This window comes from Caballeronia sp. GAWG2-1, from assembly GCF_023631405.1.
Classification (GTDB): Bacteria; Pseudomonadota; Gammaproteobacteria; order Burkholderiales; family Burkholderiaceae; genus Caballeronia.
Genome location: NZ_JALQDD010000038.1, coordinates 214,843 through 230,256 on the forward strand (window position 1 = coordinate 214,843; position 15,414 = coordinate 230,256).

The following is a 15,414-nucleotide window of genomic DNA, read 5'->3' on the forward strand; positions in this document are numbered from 1 at the left end:
GACACGAACATGACGGATATGACGGCCATTGTGTGCCGCGCGCCGAAGGACTATCGCGTGGAGCGCGTCGCGCGCCCGACGCCGGGCAGAAACGAGATCGTCATTCGCATTGCCGCATGCGGAATCTGCGCGAGCGACTGCAAATGCTGGTCGGGCGCAAAGATGTTCTGGGGCGGCCCGAACCCTTGGGTCAAGGCGCCGGTCATTCCAGGCCATGAATTCTTCGGCTACGTGGAAGAACTGGGCGAGGGCGCGGCCGAGCACTTCGGCGTGAACGAGGGTGACCGCGTGATCGCCGAACAGATCGTGCCGTGCGCGAAGTGCCGCTATTGCAAGTCCGGGCAATACTGGATGTGCGAAGTGCATAACATCTTCGGCTTTCAGCGTGAAGTGGCGGATGGCGGCATGGCCGAATACATGCGCTTCCCGCCGACAGCCATCGTTCACAAGATTCCGGACGGCATCTCGCTCGAAGATGCCGCGATCATCGAACCGCTCGCGTGTGCCATTCATACGGTGAATCGCGGCGATATTCAGCTAAGCGATGTCGTCGTGATCGCAGGCGCGGGACCGCTCGGCTTGATGATGACGCAAGTCGCGCATCTCAAGACGCCTAGGAAGCTGGTCGTGATCGATCTCGTGGATGAGCGGCTGGAACTCGCGCGCGAATACGGTGCGGATATCACCATCAATCCCAAGAGCGATAACGCGCTCGACATCATCCGCTCGATCACGGACCAATACGGTTGCGATGTCTATATCGAAACCACGGGCGTGCCTGCCGGCGTGTCGCAAGGGCTGGAATTGATTCGCAAGCTCGGACGCTTCGTGGAGTTCTCCGTGTTCGGTGCGGATACGACGGTCGACTGGTCGATCATCGGCGACCGCAAAGAACTCGACGTGCGCGGCGCGCATCTCGGTCCTTATTGCTATCCCATCGCTATCGACTTGCTGGCGCGCGGGCTCGTGACTTCCAAGGGCATCGTCACGCACGACTTTTCCCTGGAAGAATGGGACGAAGCGATCAAGACCGCCAATTCACTCGACTCAATCAAGGTTTTGCTCAAGCCTAAGAGCGCTTGAAGCAGGTGTTGCAAGCGCGCCGCATTTTCTTAAGCAGGCGTTTTCTCGCTGACATAACCCGTACTAAGATGTAACGGTCAACGACGACGCTCGCCGAGGCCGAATGTGAGACGAAAGGATCTGCTCTATCTTGCGATTCTGGCGCTTCTTCTAAAGTTCTTGCCTGTCCTTGCGCTCTGTTTCCTGGCAAGCGGCTTAGCGGATTTTCAACGCAGCCGCCAGTTCGATGCAGCAAACTGGCGGCGTTATTTTCTTGGCAATGGCCTGCTTACGTGGGTGCTTTCTCCCTTCAATTTGCTGGTCGATCTCATCTGCGAACGGAATCACGGCGTCTACGATCTCTCGCAGTTACCGGCCGCGCATCAAGACGAGATCCGCTCGATCATCGCCGCTTTCAACGACCATCTTCCGCTAGTGAACGCGCGCCTCGGAGGGCAAATGGCAAGCAAGCGCCGCGGCATGTGTTTCGTGCGCTGGTATGGCATGCCTGTCGATAGTTCGCTTGACTTACCGGAAATGGCGCGCGACTTCAAATACGTCAAGACCATCGGCATATCGGTTTTCAATGAGCGGCAGAGTACGTCAGTGCATTACGGACCGCTGCGTCTTACCTTGCGTTGTCTTTACAACCTCCGTCCTATCGACGACGAAAATGTCTTTATCGAAGTAGCGGGGCTTCGTCATTATTGGCACGACGATCCGCTATTCATTTTCGACGATACGCTCGTGCATCGGTCGGTCAACGAATCCGATCGCTTGCGGTACTGCATTTTTCTCGATGTCTTGAGGCCTTCGCATTTTGCGCGCGTGCTTGACGTCATGGTCGCGGCGGTGCGTCTTGGCGTCATGTCCATGCGACGTGTGTTCTATGCAAACTGGGAAATGATTCGCTAGCTTGCCAATAGGCGAGAGGGCCGTGAAGCAACTCGCCTTAGCTTTTATCATGCAACTAACTGTCGATCGCGCTCGATACTTTATGTTGACGCCTTAAAGCAAATGCCTCATTCCTTAAGCCTGCAAAGCAACATGGTGCTAAAGCCGTCTGAGCTAAAGGCGTCGCCATCCATGCTCCTTTTTTAATGCGGCGCTACAATCCGCTTGCCTCGTGCTTAGTCGCCTTGCATTCGAGACGCGATGAATTCAAAGACTGACGGCCGCCCCACGCCTTCAGCCTCATGCGATATCCGATAACCATTAATAAGCCGGAGCCGCCCAATGACCACGCTTTCCATCAACGGCCAGACGCATACCGTCGATGCGCCGCCCGACATGCCCTTGCTTTGGGTGCTGCGCGATCTTGTGGGCCTGACGGGCACCAAGTTCGGCTGTGGCATCGCGCAATGCGGCGCCTGCACCGTTCATCTCGACGGCGTCGCCGTGCGTTCATGCGTGCTGCCTGTGGCGGCTGTCGGTGAGCGCAAGGTGACGACGATCGAAGCCGTCGGCGACACACCCGCTGGCAAGAAGGTGCAAACCGCATGGCGTCAGCTGGATGTGGTGCAGTGCGGCTACTGCCAGTCCGGACAAGTCATGTCCGCGACCGCATTGCTCACGACCGTTCCCAATCCGACCGACGACGACATCGACGCCGCGATGGCGGGCAACATCTGCCGCTGCGGGACGTATCACCGCATCCGCGCGGCGATCAAGCAAGCCGCGAAGGAGGCCTGAGATGTCGCAAGGCTTAATCGAGGCGGGACGTCATGCGTCGCGCGGGGCATTCTCGCGCCGTGCATTTCTCAAGTTCGGCGTAACGATAGGCGCGGCTGCCAGCGGCGGCTTATTGATCGGCTTTAGTCTGCCGGCCGCGAGCCAGGATCAGAAGAGCGGCAAGTCCGTTATTGCCGGCGATGGTGTCGAAACGCCGCAAGACGGCGTATTCGCGCCCAACGCCTTCGTGCAGATCGACAAGAACGGCAAGGTCACGCTCATCATGCCAAAGGTCGAGATGGGACAAGGCGTTTATACGGCGCTGCCCATGTTGATCGCCGAAGAGCTGGAAGTGCCGCTCGACAGCGTAGCGATTGCGCATGCGCCGCCCAACGAAAAGCTTTTCATGGACCCGTTGCTGGGCGGTCAACTCACCGGCGGTTCAACGTCGATTCGTTATGCATGGGAACCGATGCGCAAGGCAGGCGCCGCCGCACGCATGACGCTCATAGCGGCTGCCGCGCAGCAATGGCAATGCGATGCATCGACATGCAGCGCCGCAGGCGGCAAGGTCACGCAGGCATCGAGCGGGCGCAGCGCAAGTTATGGCGAACTCGTCGAAGCAGCCGCCAAATTGCCGGTTCCCAAAGACATCAAGCTTAAAGACCCCAAGGACTTCAAGCTGATCGGCACGCCCGCCAAGCGTTTGGATTCTCCCGAAAAAGTGGATGGCACGGCGGTATTCGGTCTCGACGTGCGCTTGCCCGACATGGTCTATGCGGCCATCGTGAACTGCCCGGTGTTCGGCGGCACGCTCGTTTCCGTCGACGACAGTCACGCCAAAAAAATCCCGGGCGTGAAGCAGGTCATCAAGTTCGATAACGGCGTGGCGGTCATCGGCGATCATACGTGGGCCGCCAAACGTGGCGCGGCCGCACTCGTGATCGAATGGAACGAAGGCGCGGGCGCGAACACATCGACGAAACAACTTGTCGATGAAATGGCGAGCGCATCACGACGCTCGGGCGCCGTGGCGCGCAAGGACGGCGATGTCGACAAGGCGTTTGCCAATGCCAAGACGCGTGTCGATGCCGTCTATGTGCAGCCGTTGCTCGCACACGCGACGATGGAGCCGATCAACTGCACGGTGCACGTGCGCGCCGATGGTTGCGATGTCTGGCTAGGCACTCAGGTGCCCACGCGTGTCGTCGATGCAGGCGTCAAAGCCACGGGCTTGCCGCCCGAAAAGATCGTCGTGCATAACCATCTGCTCGGCGGCGGCTTCGGTCGACGGCTCGAATTCGACATGGCCACGCAAGCGCTCAAGATAGGCAAGCAGCTTGGCGTGCCGGTCAAGGTCACATGGTCGCGCGAGGAAGACATTCAGCACGACATGTTTCGTCCTTGCTATCACGACACGCTGTCGGCCGGTCTCGATGCGAACGGCAAGCCCGTGGCGTGGACGCATCGCATCGTCGGTTCGTCGGTGCTCGCGCGTTTTGCGCCGCCGGCGGTGAAGAATGGCATCGACCCGGATGCGGTGGAAGTCTCCGCCGATCTTCCCTACGATCTGCCGAATCAACTCGTGGACTACGTGCGCCAGGAGCCACGCAAGGTGCCGACCGCATTCTGGCGCGGCGTGGGACCGACGCGTGGCACGTTCGTCGTGGAGAGTTTCATCGACGAACTCGCGGCGCAGGCGAAGATCGATCCCGTGCAGTATCGACGCGATCTGCTCGGCAAGTCGCCGCGCGCGCGCAATGTGCTCGATGTCGCCACGCAGGCGGCGGAATGGGGCAAGCAAACCATGCCGCAAGGTCAGGGGCGCGGCGTGTCGGTCATGCATGCGTTCGGCAGTTACTTCGCAATCGTGGCGGACGTCGCGGTCGATAAAGCCGGCGCGGTGAAGGTCAATCGAATCGTATGCGCGGTGGATTGCGGCATGGTCGTCAATCCGAATACGGTCGAGGCGCAGGTGCAAGGCGGCATCATTTTCGGCATCACGGCGGCGCTTTATAGCGAGATCACGATCAAGGACGGCCGCGTCGAGCAGAGCAATTTCACCGACTACCGCATACTGCGTATTCACGAAACGCCGCCGGTGGAAGTGCATATCGTCAAGAGCAGCGAAGCGCCGGGAGGAATCGGCGAACCGGGCACGGCGGCACTCGCCCCCGCCATCACCAATGCGATTTATGCCGCCACCGGCAAGCGACTGAGGCAATTACCAGTCGGCAACCAGTTGCAAAGCGCTTGACGGAGGCCGACATGAAAAACGTATTCAAGCCTCTCGTGGCTGCCTGTTTTGCAGCGTATGCCGTGACGTCGACACTCGCGCATGCAGCGGATGCATCCGCCGATGCACTCGTCGCACGCGGCGCTTACCTTGCCAAAGCCGGCGATTGCGTGGCCTGCCATTCCGCTCCGCGCGGCAAACCCATGACCGGCGGCTTGCCGATGATGACGCCGTTAGGCGCCATCTATACGACCAATATCACGCCCGACCCCGACACAGGCATTGGCCGTTATACGGAAGAGGATTTTGCTAAAGCCTTGCGCGAGGGCGTTGCCAAGGATGGCCATAATCTTTATCCGGCCATGCCTTATCCGTCTTATGCAAAGATCAACGATGAAGACATGCATGCGCTTTATGCGTATTTCATGCATGGCGTCGCGCCGATCAAGCAGGCTAATCGCGAACCAGACTTCAAATGGCCGCTTACCATGCGCTGGCCGCTCAAGCTTTGGAATCTGGTATTTCTCGAGAAGGGCGTGTACCGCGATAAATCCGGCAAGGATGTCGCCTGGAACCGTGGCGCCTATCTCATTCAAGGCCTGGGCCATTGCGGCTCGTGTCATACGCCACGAGGTATCGCGTTCCAGGAAAAAGGACTCGACGAAACGAGCAGCGTCTATTTAAGCGGGGGCTTGCTCGACAACTGGTTTGCATCGAACCTCACCGCCGAACACAACACCGGTCTTGGCCGATGGAGCGAGCAGGATATCGCGACGTTCCTCAAAACCGGCGCGAACGGGCACGCGTCCGCATTCGGCGCAATGACGAGCGTGATCAACAACAGCACGCAAGCCATGAACGACAGCGATGTGGCGGCCATGGCGAGTTATCTGAAGTCGCTGCCGGCAGCGGGCGGTAACGGCAACGCGCCGTATTCGTATGATGCCAAGGCCACGAAGGTGTCCCTGGCGCGTCCCGCTGCATCGGATTCGGGCGCGCGTGTCTACACGGCGTACTGCATGCATTGCCACGGCGTGGACGGTCGTGGCTTTGCGCCGATGCTCGCGCCTTTGGCGGGCAATCCCAACGTGCTGGAAAAGGATGCGTCGTCGCTCATCAACGTGACGCTGAACGGTACTGGCGACCTCGTCATTCAAGGCGTGCCGGCGCCTTATCCCATGCCTCGCTATGCGCCGGTACTGAGCGATCAGCAGATAGCGGACGTACTAACGTTCGTTCGCGGCGCATGGAACAACAACACGCCCGCTGTCAACGTCGAGGACGTCACCAAAATGCGCAAGTCGACGCAGGCGGCGCGTTGAGCCGCGTCAAGTGGAAAAATCGACGACGTCGAGCGTGACCGAACTCGACGGATGAGCAAGGAATTTACGATGAACGCGAGCGCTGATGCGCTCGTAGCCATCGCTTAACGCTTTGAGCAGACGCTCGTCGGTAGCACCGACGGGCGCCCAGAAATATTGCTCCAATGCCTTGCGCGTGATGTTGCACTGAATGGCCTGCTCGCGCGAGAAGGCAACGAAACTGACGGACGCGCGGTCCGCCGAGACGCTGGCATTGACGTTCATCTTGCTTGTCATGATTCGACAGGGTTGTCCGGTTCGCGGTTTTTATTTTGTCAGAAATTCGCCGCTCCGCGCATGCTTCATCGTTCGGCAAACGTGCGCAAGCAGGCGAACGACTTCCTTCATTACGGTGACATGGGAAGCCGCTAAAGTATTCTAAAGGGTTTGCCGAACGTTCGTTCGCTTATGCATTACGCGTTCGCTTTCCCCGCCGCGTCTCAAATGGCGGGCCGGACGGCCCGCACGAGCTACCGACGCTTGTCATTTTCGACAAAAGAATGGAAAGAAAAATAAAAACAATGCATGCTCAGGTGTACTACTCTAGATCGAATGTCCAGAGCAGTGTCTCCACCAAGAGCAGGAGTCGATAACGGTTCGACCTGGCGCGGCTCGCCCGGTGTCAAAGATGGCGCGTCGTGCATTCCCGAAAGTTCACCAGGCAGCGGTCCGGCTCGCTTCGCGGACGTCTGTTGCCGCCAGCAGGAGCGGAACATGAAGCTTCCATCGACGATGGATCCCTGGAGCCGTACCCTGGCATTGCTCGATAGCCGGTCAAGCCGACGATCGCAGTCTGGCGAGACCCATGGGCTGATGCCGCGTGCCTTCACGCGCGAGCCATCGAACGCATTAGCGCGGGCGGCGGGCGCGGAAAGCGTGAACATTCGCGTGTTGGAGCGCTTGAGCGAATCGACACTGGCGCTTTCATGGCACGATCCCACTTCATTCAATTATTCAGAGCAGGTGTGGGCGCTTTGCACGGCGCGCAAGGGCGGAACGTGCGTGCTAAGCGGGCAGGTGATCAGGCGCGGGCAGCCGGTGTATCGGCCAAGGCGCGTGGGCAGTTCCGTGCCGCTCAATAGCGGCGCGATGATTCTCGCGGGCGCGCTCGTGACGGATGTGCACGAGCCTGCCGAGATGGCGCAGGAAAGCTGAGAAGTCGTCAAGAGGGCGTGTGCAATGCACGCCTCGCCACACCGCTTTTTTGATTGTTTCGCCAACGCCCTATTCATCAAGCCATTGCGCCGTGCGCGGTTAAAGCACGTTAAGCGCATCGAACGCAATTAGGCAGAAAGCAATAAAAAGTAATCTTTTGAGCGATTGCCGCTATAACAATGGTATCGCTTTAAGATGTCTCGACGGGTGAGTGTGCGCGTCGAGATTAATGCTTCATTGTTTAAGCCTTTATCAATTCTCGTACGCTCATTCCCTAGACCTATGCAGGATATCAAACGGGGGAAGAATGGTTACATTGGCTCAGTTGGAAACTCAGATTCAAAAATTGCAGCGCCGTGCAGATGCATTGCGTGAACGTAAATCGAGCGAGGTCATCGCAAACATTCGCGCGCTGATGCAGGAATATGGCCTGACTACGGCGGATCTCGACAAGAGCGACAGTTCGCCTGGCGTCAAGAAGCGCGGGCGTCCGGTGGGGTCGAAGAATGTGGCTTCGTCCAGGAAGGCCGTCAAGAAATCGAAGATGCCGCCCAAGTATCGTGATCCCGCGAGCGGTCTGACTTGGAGTGGGCACGCGCGTCCACCGGCCTGGATCAAGGATGTAGCAGACCGTAGCGTGTATTTGATCGACGGCGCATCAAACGGCAAAACGGGCGCGCGTCGTGACAGTCCGGCCGGATCGTCTAAGGCAGCGGGCGCCAAGAGCAAAGCTCGTCCGGCAGGAAAAAAAGCGGCAAGCGTGCAAGAAGCAAGCACTTGAAAATGCGCTTAGCGCGGTTTAATCCCGCTAAGCAAGCAACGGACTGCGCATGCCGGAATAGCCGCTTGCGCGATCGTAGGCAAGCCCGACTTGCAACACGGCAAGATCCATTTGCGCCGGCCCGATTATTTGTATTCCGGCTGGCAAACCCGCAGGACCGAAACCGGCTGGCGCGGACAACGCGGGTAAGGACGCCATGGTTGCGGGCACCACGATTTCCATCCATCGGTGATAGGTATCCATTGTTCGTGCGCCTATGGAATGAGGCCAGTTGAGCGTGGCATCGAAGGGGAAGACTTGTGCCGCAGGCAGCACCAGAAAATCATAACTTTCGAATAGCGCGTTCAGCGTTTGATACCACGCCGAACGGTCCAGTGCGGCGCGGTAGACGTCTTCTCCCGAAAGACCCAGTCCGCGCTCGATTTCCCATACGGCTTCGGGCTTTAGCAATGCGCGCTTAGCGGCATCGCGATAAAGCGGCGCATTAGCGCCCGCAATGGCGAAGCTGCGTAAATCGATCCACGCTTGCCACAAGCGATTAAAATCGAATTTCAACTCTGCCGCTTCAACCGTGCAACCTGCCGTTTCAAAGTGACGCAAGGCGGCGCTACAGGTATCGAGCAAGGACGTCTCGGTAGGCAGATATCCGTTTAGATCGCCAAGCCAGCCGATTCGCGTGCCACGCATATCGCGCTCCAAGGCACTGGCAAATGCCGCCGGTGAATCGCCGCGGCGCGAGAGTGGGGCGCGCGCATCGAATCCCGCTTGCACCGAAAGCAGGAAGCCGAGTTCGGGGACCGTGCGCGCCATTGGACCGGCGACGCTGAATTGCTGATAGAACACTTCGTCGGCGGGGCCATACGGCACGCATCCCGGTGTACTGCGAAATCCGAACACGTTGTTGAATGCCGCAGGCGTGCGCAGCGAGCCCATCATGTCCGATCCATCGGCCACGGGAAGCATGCGCAACGCGACCGCAACGGCTGCGCCGCCACTGCTTCCGCCAGCCGACCGAGATGGATCGAATGCGTTGCGCGTCAAACCATAAACGGGGTTATAGGTATGTCCGCCAAGGCCGAACTCGGGAGAGTTGGTGCGGCCAATGAAGACCGCGCCTGCGCGACGCGTGCGTTCGAAAATGAACGCATCGGTTTGCGTGATTTGCTTGGCGAAGAGGGGCGAGCCTTTGGTCGTCACCATGCCGGCGACGGGCAAAATGTCCTTGGGCGCTTGAGGAAAACCATGCAACACGCCAAGACTTCCGTTACGCGCCAACTGCGTGTCGCGCTCGCTTGCGAGCTTTAAAAGACTCTCGTGATCCTGCATCGCGACAATCGCGTTGACTTGCGGGTTGAGGCGATCCACTTGCGCCAGATACGCGCTCATCACTTCGACGCAAGATACTTCTCGTGCATGGATAGCTTGGGATAGCGCAATGGCGTCGAGTGCAACGATATCGTTGGTGGGCAAGGAAGCAAGCCTGGTCATATGCGTTTAGCGATTAAATTCGGGTAACACGTATCTCGCGACTTCCTCGATGACCGCGCGTGCCTCGCGCCGCTCAGAAGAAACGTTCAGCGTGACATGATGCGTGCCGTTATTCCGCATGGCGCGCAGCAGGTCGATCAACGCGCGATAACCCGTGCGATAGCCAAGAGAAATATCGCTGGCAGGTTCGTCGGGATCTTCGCTCAAGTCGAGACGCATGGCCACGCCGAATGCGCGAAATTCGCCGGGCGACACGCGCTCGACCGCTGCGCGCCACATGCTATAGCGGCCGCGCTGCGCTTGCGGTTTGCGGTGATAAGTCATCCAGCCAAGCGAGTGACGCGCAATCCAGTCGACGCTTTGACCGCCGGAGCCGACTGCGATCAAGGGAATCGAAGCGTCCTGCTCAGGCCGCAGAAAGAATGCGGGCGCACCTTCGGGCTCGCGGTCCGGAATGACGCGCGAGGGCACCTCGATGGCCGCAGCGAGCGTCTCCCAATGTCGTTTGTATAAGTCGCGGCGTTCTTCAGGATCGCGCCCGAAGGCCGCATATTCAGGCGGCCTGTCACCGGAGCCGACACCGAGAATGAAGCGTCCACGCGAAAGCGTATTGACGGAAACGGCGCCCTTGGCGATATGAAGCGGGTGTCTCAACGTGAGCACGATTGCTCCGCTTGCAAGCGCTATACGCTGCGTATTCGATGCAAGCGCGCCGAGCAGAACCCACGGATCGAGGTGTCCGACGGGATCGGGATAGTCGATGCTATTGAGCGGGACATCGCGCACCCATAGCGCACGAAAGCCGAGTTGATCTGCAAGACGCGCGAGTTCTAGCTGCTCGCTAAAGTCCACTACGGTCCGGCCCGACGTTACCAAGGGAAGCGTAAGGCCGATGGAGAGCTTGCCGGGTGCGAACAGCGTGTTCGCAATGGAAGAGGCGGACATGGCACTCGACGGAAGATGAGAAGGGCATGCTCCATCGATACTATCACTCGGCAAAGAAGCCCGACGCCGTCAAGCGCCGGGCTTTTCATGGCGTTAAACCGCGGGCACCACGCGGCGATGCGTCACGAGCGATACCGCGAACGTCACGACGATATTCACCGCCAGCGCAATCAGGCCGATATAAAGCGGCCACGATCCCGCGCCTACATGCAGGACATACACCGGCTTGAGCCCTTGCGAGATGGCAAGTCCAGTGCCGAGCACGATACCGACGAGCCAGCCGAGAAAGAGGCCGGGCATCGTCATGCGGCGCGTGTAGAGACTGAACACGATAGCGGGGAATATTTGCAGAATCCACACGCCGCCGAGCAATTGCAGGTCGATGGCATATTGCGTCGGCAGGAAGACGATGAACAGCAGCGCGCCGAACTTCACGACGAGCGATACCACCTTGGCCGTCGCGGCTTCCGAAGCGGGCGTCATGTCCGGCGAGATCAGCGGTCCCCACAAGTTGCGTGTGAAAAGATTCGCCGCGCCGATCGACATGATCGCGGCCGGCACGAGCGCACTAATGGCAATGGCCGCCGCCGCGAAGCCCACGAACCACGAGGGAAACAGCGTGTTGAAGAGCGCGGGCACGACATCCGACGCCGATTTCACATGAATGCCCGCCGCGATCGCCATATAGCCGAGCAATGCGATCAGGCCCAGCAGCAAGGTATAAGCAGGCAGAAAAATTGCGTTCTTGCGCACCGTGGTCGCGGACGACGAAGACAGCACGGCGGTCATGGTATGCGGATACATGAATGCCGCAAGCGCCGATCCAAGCGCAAGCGAAGCATACGCCGTGAATTGCGCGGGCTTGAGCGTGATGCCCGTTGCGCCGCCCTTGGCCTTGAAGAACTGATCGGCGGTATCGAACACATGCGCATAGCCGCCGAGCTTCGACGGAATGACCCACACGGCCGCGATCACGACGATATAGATCATGATGTCCTTGACGAACGCGATCATCGCGGGCGCGCGCAGGCCGCTCGTGTAGGTGTAGAGCGCGAGGATCACGAACGCGACGATCAACGGCAATTCGCCCGTCACGCCAAGTCCCTTGATGACCACCTGCATGCCGACCAGTTGCAGCGCAATATAAGGCATGGTCGCGACGATGCCAGTCAACGCGATGGCAGCAGGAAACCACTTGCCGCCGTATTCGCCGTGCACATAGTCCGCAGCGGTGATGTGATTCTTGGCGTGCGCGATTTTCCAGAGCTTGGGCATTACCGCGAACACGAACGGGTACACGATGATCGTATAAGGCAGCGCGAAAAAGCCGTACGCGCCGACCGAATAGACCAGTGCGGGAACCGCGATCACCGTATAGGCGGTATAGAAATCGCCACCGACCAGGAACCACGAAATCAATACGCCGAATTGCCGGCCGCCCAAGCCCCATTCATGGAGTTGCGTAAGATCGCCACGCTTCCAGCGCGCCGCAAAGAAGCCGACGACGGTGACCAATAGAAAGAACGCGATGAAGATGGTCATCGCAACCGGATTGACTGGATTGAGATCGTTCATTTGATGCCCCGATACACGACATAAAGCAAAAGCGACGTGAGCGGCACCCAAAGAAACTGATACCAGTAGAAGAAAGGAAAGCCTGCGAACGATGGATGCGTGTCGTTATAAAACGGCAGCCAGAGCAGGGCAATATAGGGAATCAAAAGAGTCGCCCAGAGCCATGGACGGTTCTTGTTTTGGTCGCTCGTGTCGGGTTCCAACGCTGGTTCTCCTCATACGTCGTTGCGGGTTCGAGGCGCGGCGCAGTATCGTCTTTTGTCTGCGCCTGGCGCTGCGAGCGAATTATCCAAGATATTTGTAATTGATGCGCGCATGTCACGCTATCTTCGTTTAATGCTTACGTGTTCCTTTCCGGTTACGTCGAGCATTAGCTAAACCATCGCCTTTGGTTGGTCTTGGCACGATGCGCTAAAGCTGAACCGCTTTGAAGACGACCAGCATTGCACGCTCGACGCTAAAGCCCGCAGGATCGATCGACACACTCATGCTTCGTCCGACGATCCTTCGAGGTCGATACCCAATTCAGCCGCCATGCGCTCAACCATCGCTCTTAGCTGGTTGACTTCGAGTGTCAGGCGCTTTTGCTCGGCCTTGAGCGATTCGACTTCCGATGGCGACCAAGACTCGCGTTCAGCGACATCGCGCACGGGGAAATCGCTCATGCTCACTTCGCCGCATAGCAAATGCACCCAGCGGCTTTCGCGCTCGCCCGGCACGCGCGGCAATTTCATTACGCGCGGCGGGTCGTTGGAAGCGAGCTCATCGAGAAAGCTCTCCACGGAGGAGATGTCCGCGAAGCCATGCAGACGCGCGCTGTTCGAGCGCAATTCCGCGGCGGTTTGCGGGCCGCGCAGGAACAACGTAGCGAGCAAGGCAACCGATTGGCTCGGCATACCAAGCACACGATTGACGTTATGTTCGAAACGCGGCACGCGGCTGCTGCTGCCTTCCATCACGAGCGAGAGGCGCTTCAATCCGTCGATGGTCGTGAGGACTTCGTCCTCGCTCACGTTCATGACTGGAGCCCGGGCGGTCTTCTGGTTGCATCCCGAGGTGAGGGAGTTGAGCGATAAAGGATAAGTGTCCGGCACGGTATGCTGCTTTTCGACGAGCACGCCGAGGACGCGTGCTTCGAGTGGCGTGAGTTCGCGCAAGGCAGGGCGCGAAGCGGGAGAAGAGGGCGTATTCATAAACGTTCGGAGACTGGCGGTGAGACGCTTATGATACCGGTGGAGCGCAACGATTCATGCGTACGCGCACCGCCGTGCGGCCGTCTGGCTTCCTGAGACTGTGCACTCGTTCGGACCGATGCGCTTTTATGGTGCATGGATGTTGGCATCGGCGCAATATAAAGGTGTTTAATTCCGGCTTGTACCATTGGCATTGAAGTTGCTTTTCGATTGAACGGCACTGGGCTGCCCGCGCATTCGATGCAGACGAAAATCGTGCCTATCGTTGGCATCGCGCTTAGAGGTCGCCTAAGAAACAACACGACATACCGGTTGAGTCCGGTCGGCCGCGTCGTTAGGCTTTCGAGCGTTTGCGAGTGCAACCAGAATTACGAGCGAAGGGGCGCCGCCCCAGCATGCACTTCATATGGAAGACCGGTTATGACGCAAGCATTCTTCAACGAGATGTTCGAGCAAAGCGTGCTGGAGGCGCGCGGTGTGCCAGCGGCAGCCTTCAATGAGGTGGGCGATCCGCGCAAGCATTACCGCGATTTCATGACCTGGCTCATCGCGCAGAGCGAACAGCAAATCAGCCTCAAGCGCGCCGAAGCCGATCTCAACTTTCGCCGCGTCGGCATTACGTTCGCAGTCTACGGAACGAGCGATACATCCGGCAGCATTCCCGAACGTACCATTCCCTTCGATGTCATTCCGCGCATCTTTCCCGCAGACGAATGGAAAGCGCTGGAGCGCGGTTTGCGGCAACGCGTCAATGCGCTCAATCGGTTCATTCACGACATCTATCACGAGCAGAACATCATTCGCGCGGGCATCATTCCCGAGGCGCAGATTCTCAACAACTCGCAGTATCGGCCGGAGATGCGCGGCGTTAAGGTGACGCGCGACATCTATGCGCATATCGCGGGTATCGACATCGTTCGTGCCGGCCAAGGCGAGTTCTACGTACTCGAAGACAATCTGCGTGTGCCATCGGGCGTGTCCTACATGCTTGAAAACCGTAAGATGATGATGCGGCTCTTTCCCGATCTGTTCGCGCGTAACCGCGTGGCGCCGGTTGCGCATTACCCCGATTTGCTGCTCGATACATTGCGCGCGGCGGCGCCCGCAGGCGTTGAAAATCCGACGATCGTCGTGATGACGCCCGGCATGTATAACTCGGCGTATTTCGAGCACACGTTCCTAGCGCAGCAAATGGGCGTCGAGTTGGTCGAAGGACAGGATCTCTTCGTCGACCACGACTTCGTGTATATGCGCACGACGCAAGGGCCGCAGCGCGTCGATGTGATCTATCGCCGCGTGGATGACGACTTCCTCGATCCGCTCGTGTTCCGCGAAGATTCGTCGCTCGGCGTTCCGGGCCTCATCTCGGCATATCGCGCGGGCAACGTGTCACTCTGCAATGCGGTAGGAACAGGCATTGCCGACGACAAATCGATCTACCCGTATGTGCCGGACATGGTGCGCTTCTATCTCGGCGAAGAGCCGATACTCAACAACGTGCCGACATGGATGTGCCGCAAGCCAGACGACTTCAAGTATGTGCTCGATCACTTGCCCGAACTCGTCGTGAAGGAAACGCATGGCGCGGGCGGCTACGGCATGCTGGTCGGCCCGGCATCGACGACCGCGCAGATCGCCGAGTTTCGCAAGGTGCTCGAAGCGCATCCGGACAAATACATCGCGCAGCCTACGCTCGCGCTATCGACATGCCCGACGTATGTGGAGGCAGGCATCGCACCTCGCCATATCGATCTGCGTCCGTTCGTGCTGTCGGGCAACGAGGTGCGCATGGTGCCGGGCGGCCTTACTCGGGTCGCGCTACGTGAAGGTTCTCTTGTTGTGAATTCGTCGCAAGGAGGCGGAACCAAGGACACGTGGGTGCTTGAACGCTAAGAGCCCCGGCTCGAGAATCGAGACGCGAACCTCCATATCTACAACCGGGAAAAC

At 58.8% G+C, this 15,414-nt stretch carries 14 protein-coding genes; 8 read left to right on the top strand and 6 right to left on the bottom strand.

What is annotated here, in order from left to right:
- The first annotated feature begins 9 nt into the window (after positions 1–9).
- The 5 genes from NCR98_RS25325 (at position 10) to NCR98_RS25345 (ending at position 6,291) form a co-directional block, all read left to right on the top strand.
- Complete coding sequence (locus tag NCR98_RS25325) at positions 10–1,083, top strand: alcohol dehydrogenase catalytic domain-containing protein (RefSeq protein ID WP_250469351.1); 1,074 nt, start codon at positions 10–12, stop codon at positions 1,081–1,083.
- A 105-nt stretch (positions 1,084–1,188) separates the two neighbouring features.
- Positions 1,189–1,977 carry an aspartyl/asparaginyl beta-hydroxylase domain-containing protein gene (locus NCR98_RS33520; RefSeq protein WP_250527665.1) on the top strand — a complete coding sequence of 263 codons (789 nt, stop codon included), beginning with the start codon at positions 1,189–1,191 and terminating at the stop codon, positions 1,975–1,977.
- Between the two features lie 321 nt (positions 1,978–2,298).
- Complete coding sequence (locus NCR98_RS25335) at positions 2,299–2,754, top strand: (2Fe-2S)-binding protein (protein WP_244830799.1); 456 nt, start codon at positions 2,299–2,301, stop codon at positions 2,752–2,754.
- Position 2,755: 1 nt separating this feature from the next.
- Entirely contained in the window at positions 2,756–4,990 is a 2,235-nt protein-coding gene (locus NCR98_RS25340; RefSeq protein ID WP_250527666.1) for a xanthine dehydrogenase family protein molybdopterin-binding subunit, read from the top strand.
- Between the two features lie 11 nt (positions 4,991–5,001).
- A complete protein-coding gene (locus NCR98_RS25345) occupies positions 5,002–6,291 on the top strand; it encodes a c-type cytochrome (protein WP_250527667.1) in 1,290 nt (429 codons plus the stop codon).
- 6 nt (positions 6,292–6,297) lie between these two features.
- On the opposite strand, the gene NCR98_RS25350 is transcribed toward NCR98_RS25345, so the two are convergent.
- Positions 6,298–6,567: a DUF1488 family protein gene (locus NCR98_RS25350; protein WP_244830795.1), complete on the bottom strand. Its 270-nt coding sequence runs from the start codon at positions 6,565–6,567 to the stop codon at positions 6,298–6,300.
- A 477-nt stretch (positions 6,568–7,044) separates the two neighbouring features.
- Here NCR98_RS25350 and NCR98_RS25355 point away from each other — a divergent pair, with 477 nt between their 5' ends.
- Positions 7,045–7,485, top strand: coding sequence for a DUF3331 domain-containing protein (locus NCR98_RS25355; RefSeq protein WP_250469359.1), 441 nt, complete (start codon positions 7,045–7,047; stop codon positions 7,483–7,485).
- Positions 7,486–7,792: 307 nt separating this feature from the next.
- Positions 7,793–8,266, top strand: coding sequence for an H-NS histone family protein (locus NCR98_RS25360; RefSeq protein ID WP_250527668.1), 474 nt, complete (start codon positions 7,793–7,795; stop codon positions 8,264–8,266).
- Positions 8,267–8,293: 27 nt separating this feature from the next.
- Here the strand turns inward: NCR98_RS25360 and NCR98_RS25365 are convergent, their stop codons facing one another.
- The 5 genes from NCR98_RS25365 to NCR98_RS25385 all read right to left on the bottom strand — a co-directional run bounded on the left by NCR98_RS25365 (position 8,294) and on the right by NCR98_RS25385 (position 13,467).
- Positions 8,294–9,754: an amidase gene (locus NCR98_RS25365; RefSeq protein WP_250527669.1), complete on the bottom strand. Its 1,461-nt coding sequence runs from the start codon at positions 9,752–9,754 to the stop codon at positions 8,294–8,296.
- 6 nt (positions 9,755–9,760) lie between these two features.
- The gene (locus tag NCR98_RS25370; RefSeq protein WP_250527670.1) at positions 9,761–10,699 is read right to left on the bottom strand and encodes an LLM class oxidoreductase; all 939 of its coding nucleotides are present in this window, start codon (positions 10,697–10,699) and stop codon (positions 9,761–9,763) included.
- Positions 10,700–10,792: 93 nt separating this feature from the next.
- A complete protein-coding gene (gene mctP, locus NCR98_RS25375; RefSeq protein ID WP_250469364.1) occupies positions 10,793–12,274 on the bottom strand; it encodes a monocarboxylate uptake permease MctP in 1,482 nt (493 codons plus the stop codon).
- On the bottom strand, positions 12,271–12,477 hold the full coding sequence (locus NCR98_RS25380) for a DUF3311 domain-containing protein (protein ID WP_370652249.1): 207 nt from the start codon (positions 12,475–12,477) through the stop codon (positions 12,271–12,273). The genes mctP and NCR98_RS25380 overlap by 4 nt, the downstream gene beginning before the upstream one ends.
- 282 nt (positions 12,478–12,759) lie before the next feature.
- The gene (locus tag NCR98_RS25385) at positions 12,760–13,467 is read right to left on the bottom strand and encodes a YceH family protein (protein ID WP_250527671.1); all 708 of its coding nucleotides are present in this window, start codon (positions 13,465–13,467) and stop codon (positions 12,760–12,762) included.
- Between the two features lie 420 nt (positions 13,468–13,887).
- On the opposite strand from NCR98_RS25385, the gene NCR98_RS25390 reads away from it, so the two are divergent.
- Positions 13,888–15,360 (top strand): circularly permuted type 2 ATP-grasp protein, encoded by a 1,473-nt coding sequence (locus NCR98_RS25390; protein ID WP_250527672.1) that lies wholly within the window; start codon positions 13,888–13,890, stop codon positions 15,358–15,360.
- Positions 15,361–15,414 lie beyond the last annotated feature (54 nt).

Excerpts from the sequence above, each read along its gene's own strand:
- NCR98_RS25350 (WP_244830795.1), bottom strand. The coding sequence starts at position 6,567 with ATGACAAGCAAGATGAACGTCAATGCCAGCGTCTCGGCGGACCGCGCG.
- NCR98_RS25390 (WP_250527672.1), top strand. The coding sequence starts at position 13,888 with ATGACGCAAGCATTCTTCAACGAGATGTTCGAGCAAAGCGTGCTGGAG.
- NCR98_RS25365 (WP_250527669.1), bottom strand. The coding sequence starts at position 9,754 with ATGACCAGGCTTGCTTCCTTGCCCACCAACGATATCGTTGCACTCGAC.
- NCR98_RS25355 (WP_250469359.1), top strand. The coding sequence starts at position 7,045 with ATGAAGCTTCCATCGACGATGGATCCCTGGAGCCGTACCCTGGCATTG.
- NCR98_RS25345 (WP_250527667.1), top strand. The coding sequence starts at position 5,002 with ATGAAAAACGTATTCAAGCCTCTCGTGGCTGCCTGTTTTGCAGCGTAT.
- NCR98_RS25385 (WP_250527671.1), bottom strand. The coding sequence starts at position 13,467 with ATGAATACGCCCTCTTCTCCCGCTTCGCGCCCTGCCTTGCGCGAACTC.
- NCR98_RS25325 (WP_250469351.1), top strand. The coding sequence starts at position 10 with ATGACGGATATGACGGCCATTGTGTGCCGCGCGCCGAAGGACTATCGC.
- mctP (WP_250469364.1), bottom strand. The coding sequence starts at position 12,274 with ATGAACGATCTCAATCCAGTCAATCCGGTTGCGATGACCATCTTCATC.
- NCR98_RS25370 (WP_250527670.1), bottom strand. The coding sequence starts at position 10,699 with ATGTCCGCCTCTTCCATTGCGAACACGCTGTTCGCACCCGGCAAGCTC.
- NCR98_RS25360 (WP_250527668.1), top strand. The coding sequence starts at position 7,793 with ATGGTTACATTGGCTCAGTTGGAAACTCAGATTCAAAAATTGCAGCGC.
- NCR98_RS25335 (WP_244830799.1), top strand. The coding sequence starts at position 2,299 with ATGACCACGCTTTCCATCAACGGCCAGACGCATACCGTCGATGCGCCG.
- NCR98_RS25340 (WP_250527666.1), top strand. The coding sequence starts at position 2,756 with ATGTCGCAAGGCTTAATCGAGGCGGGACGTCATGCGTCGCGCGGGGCA.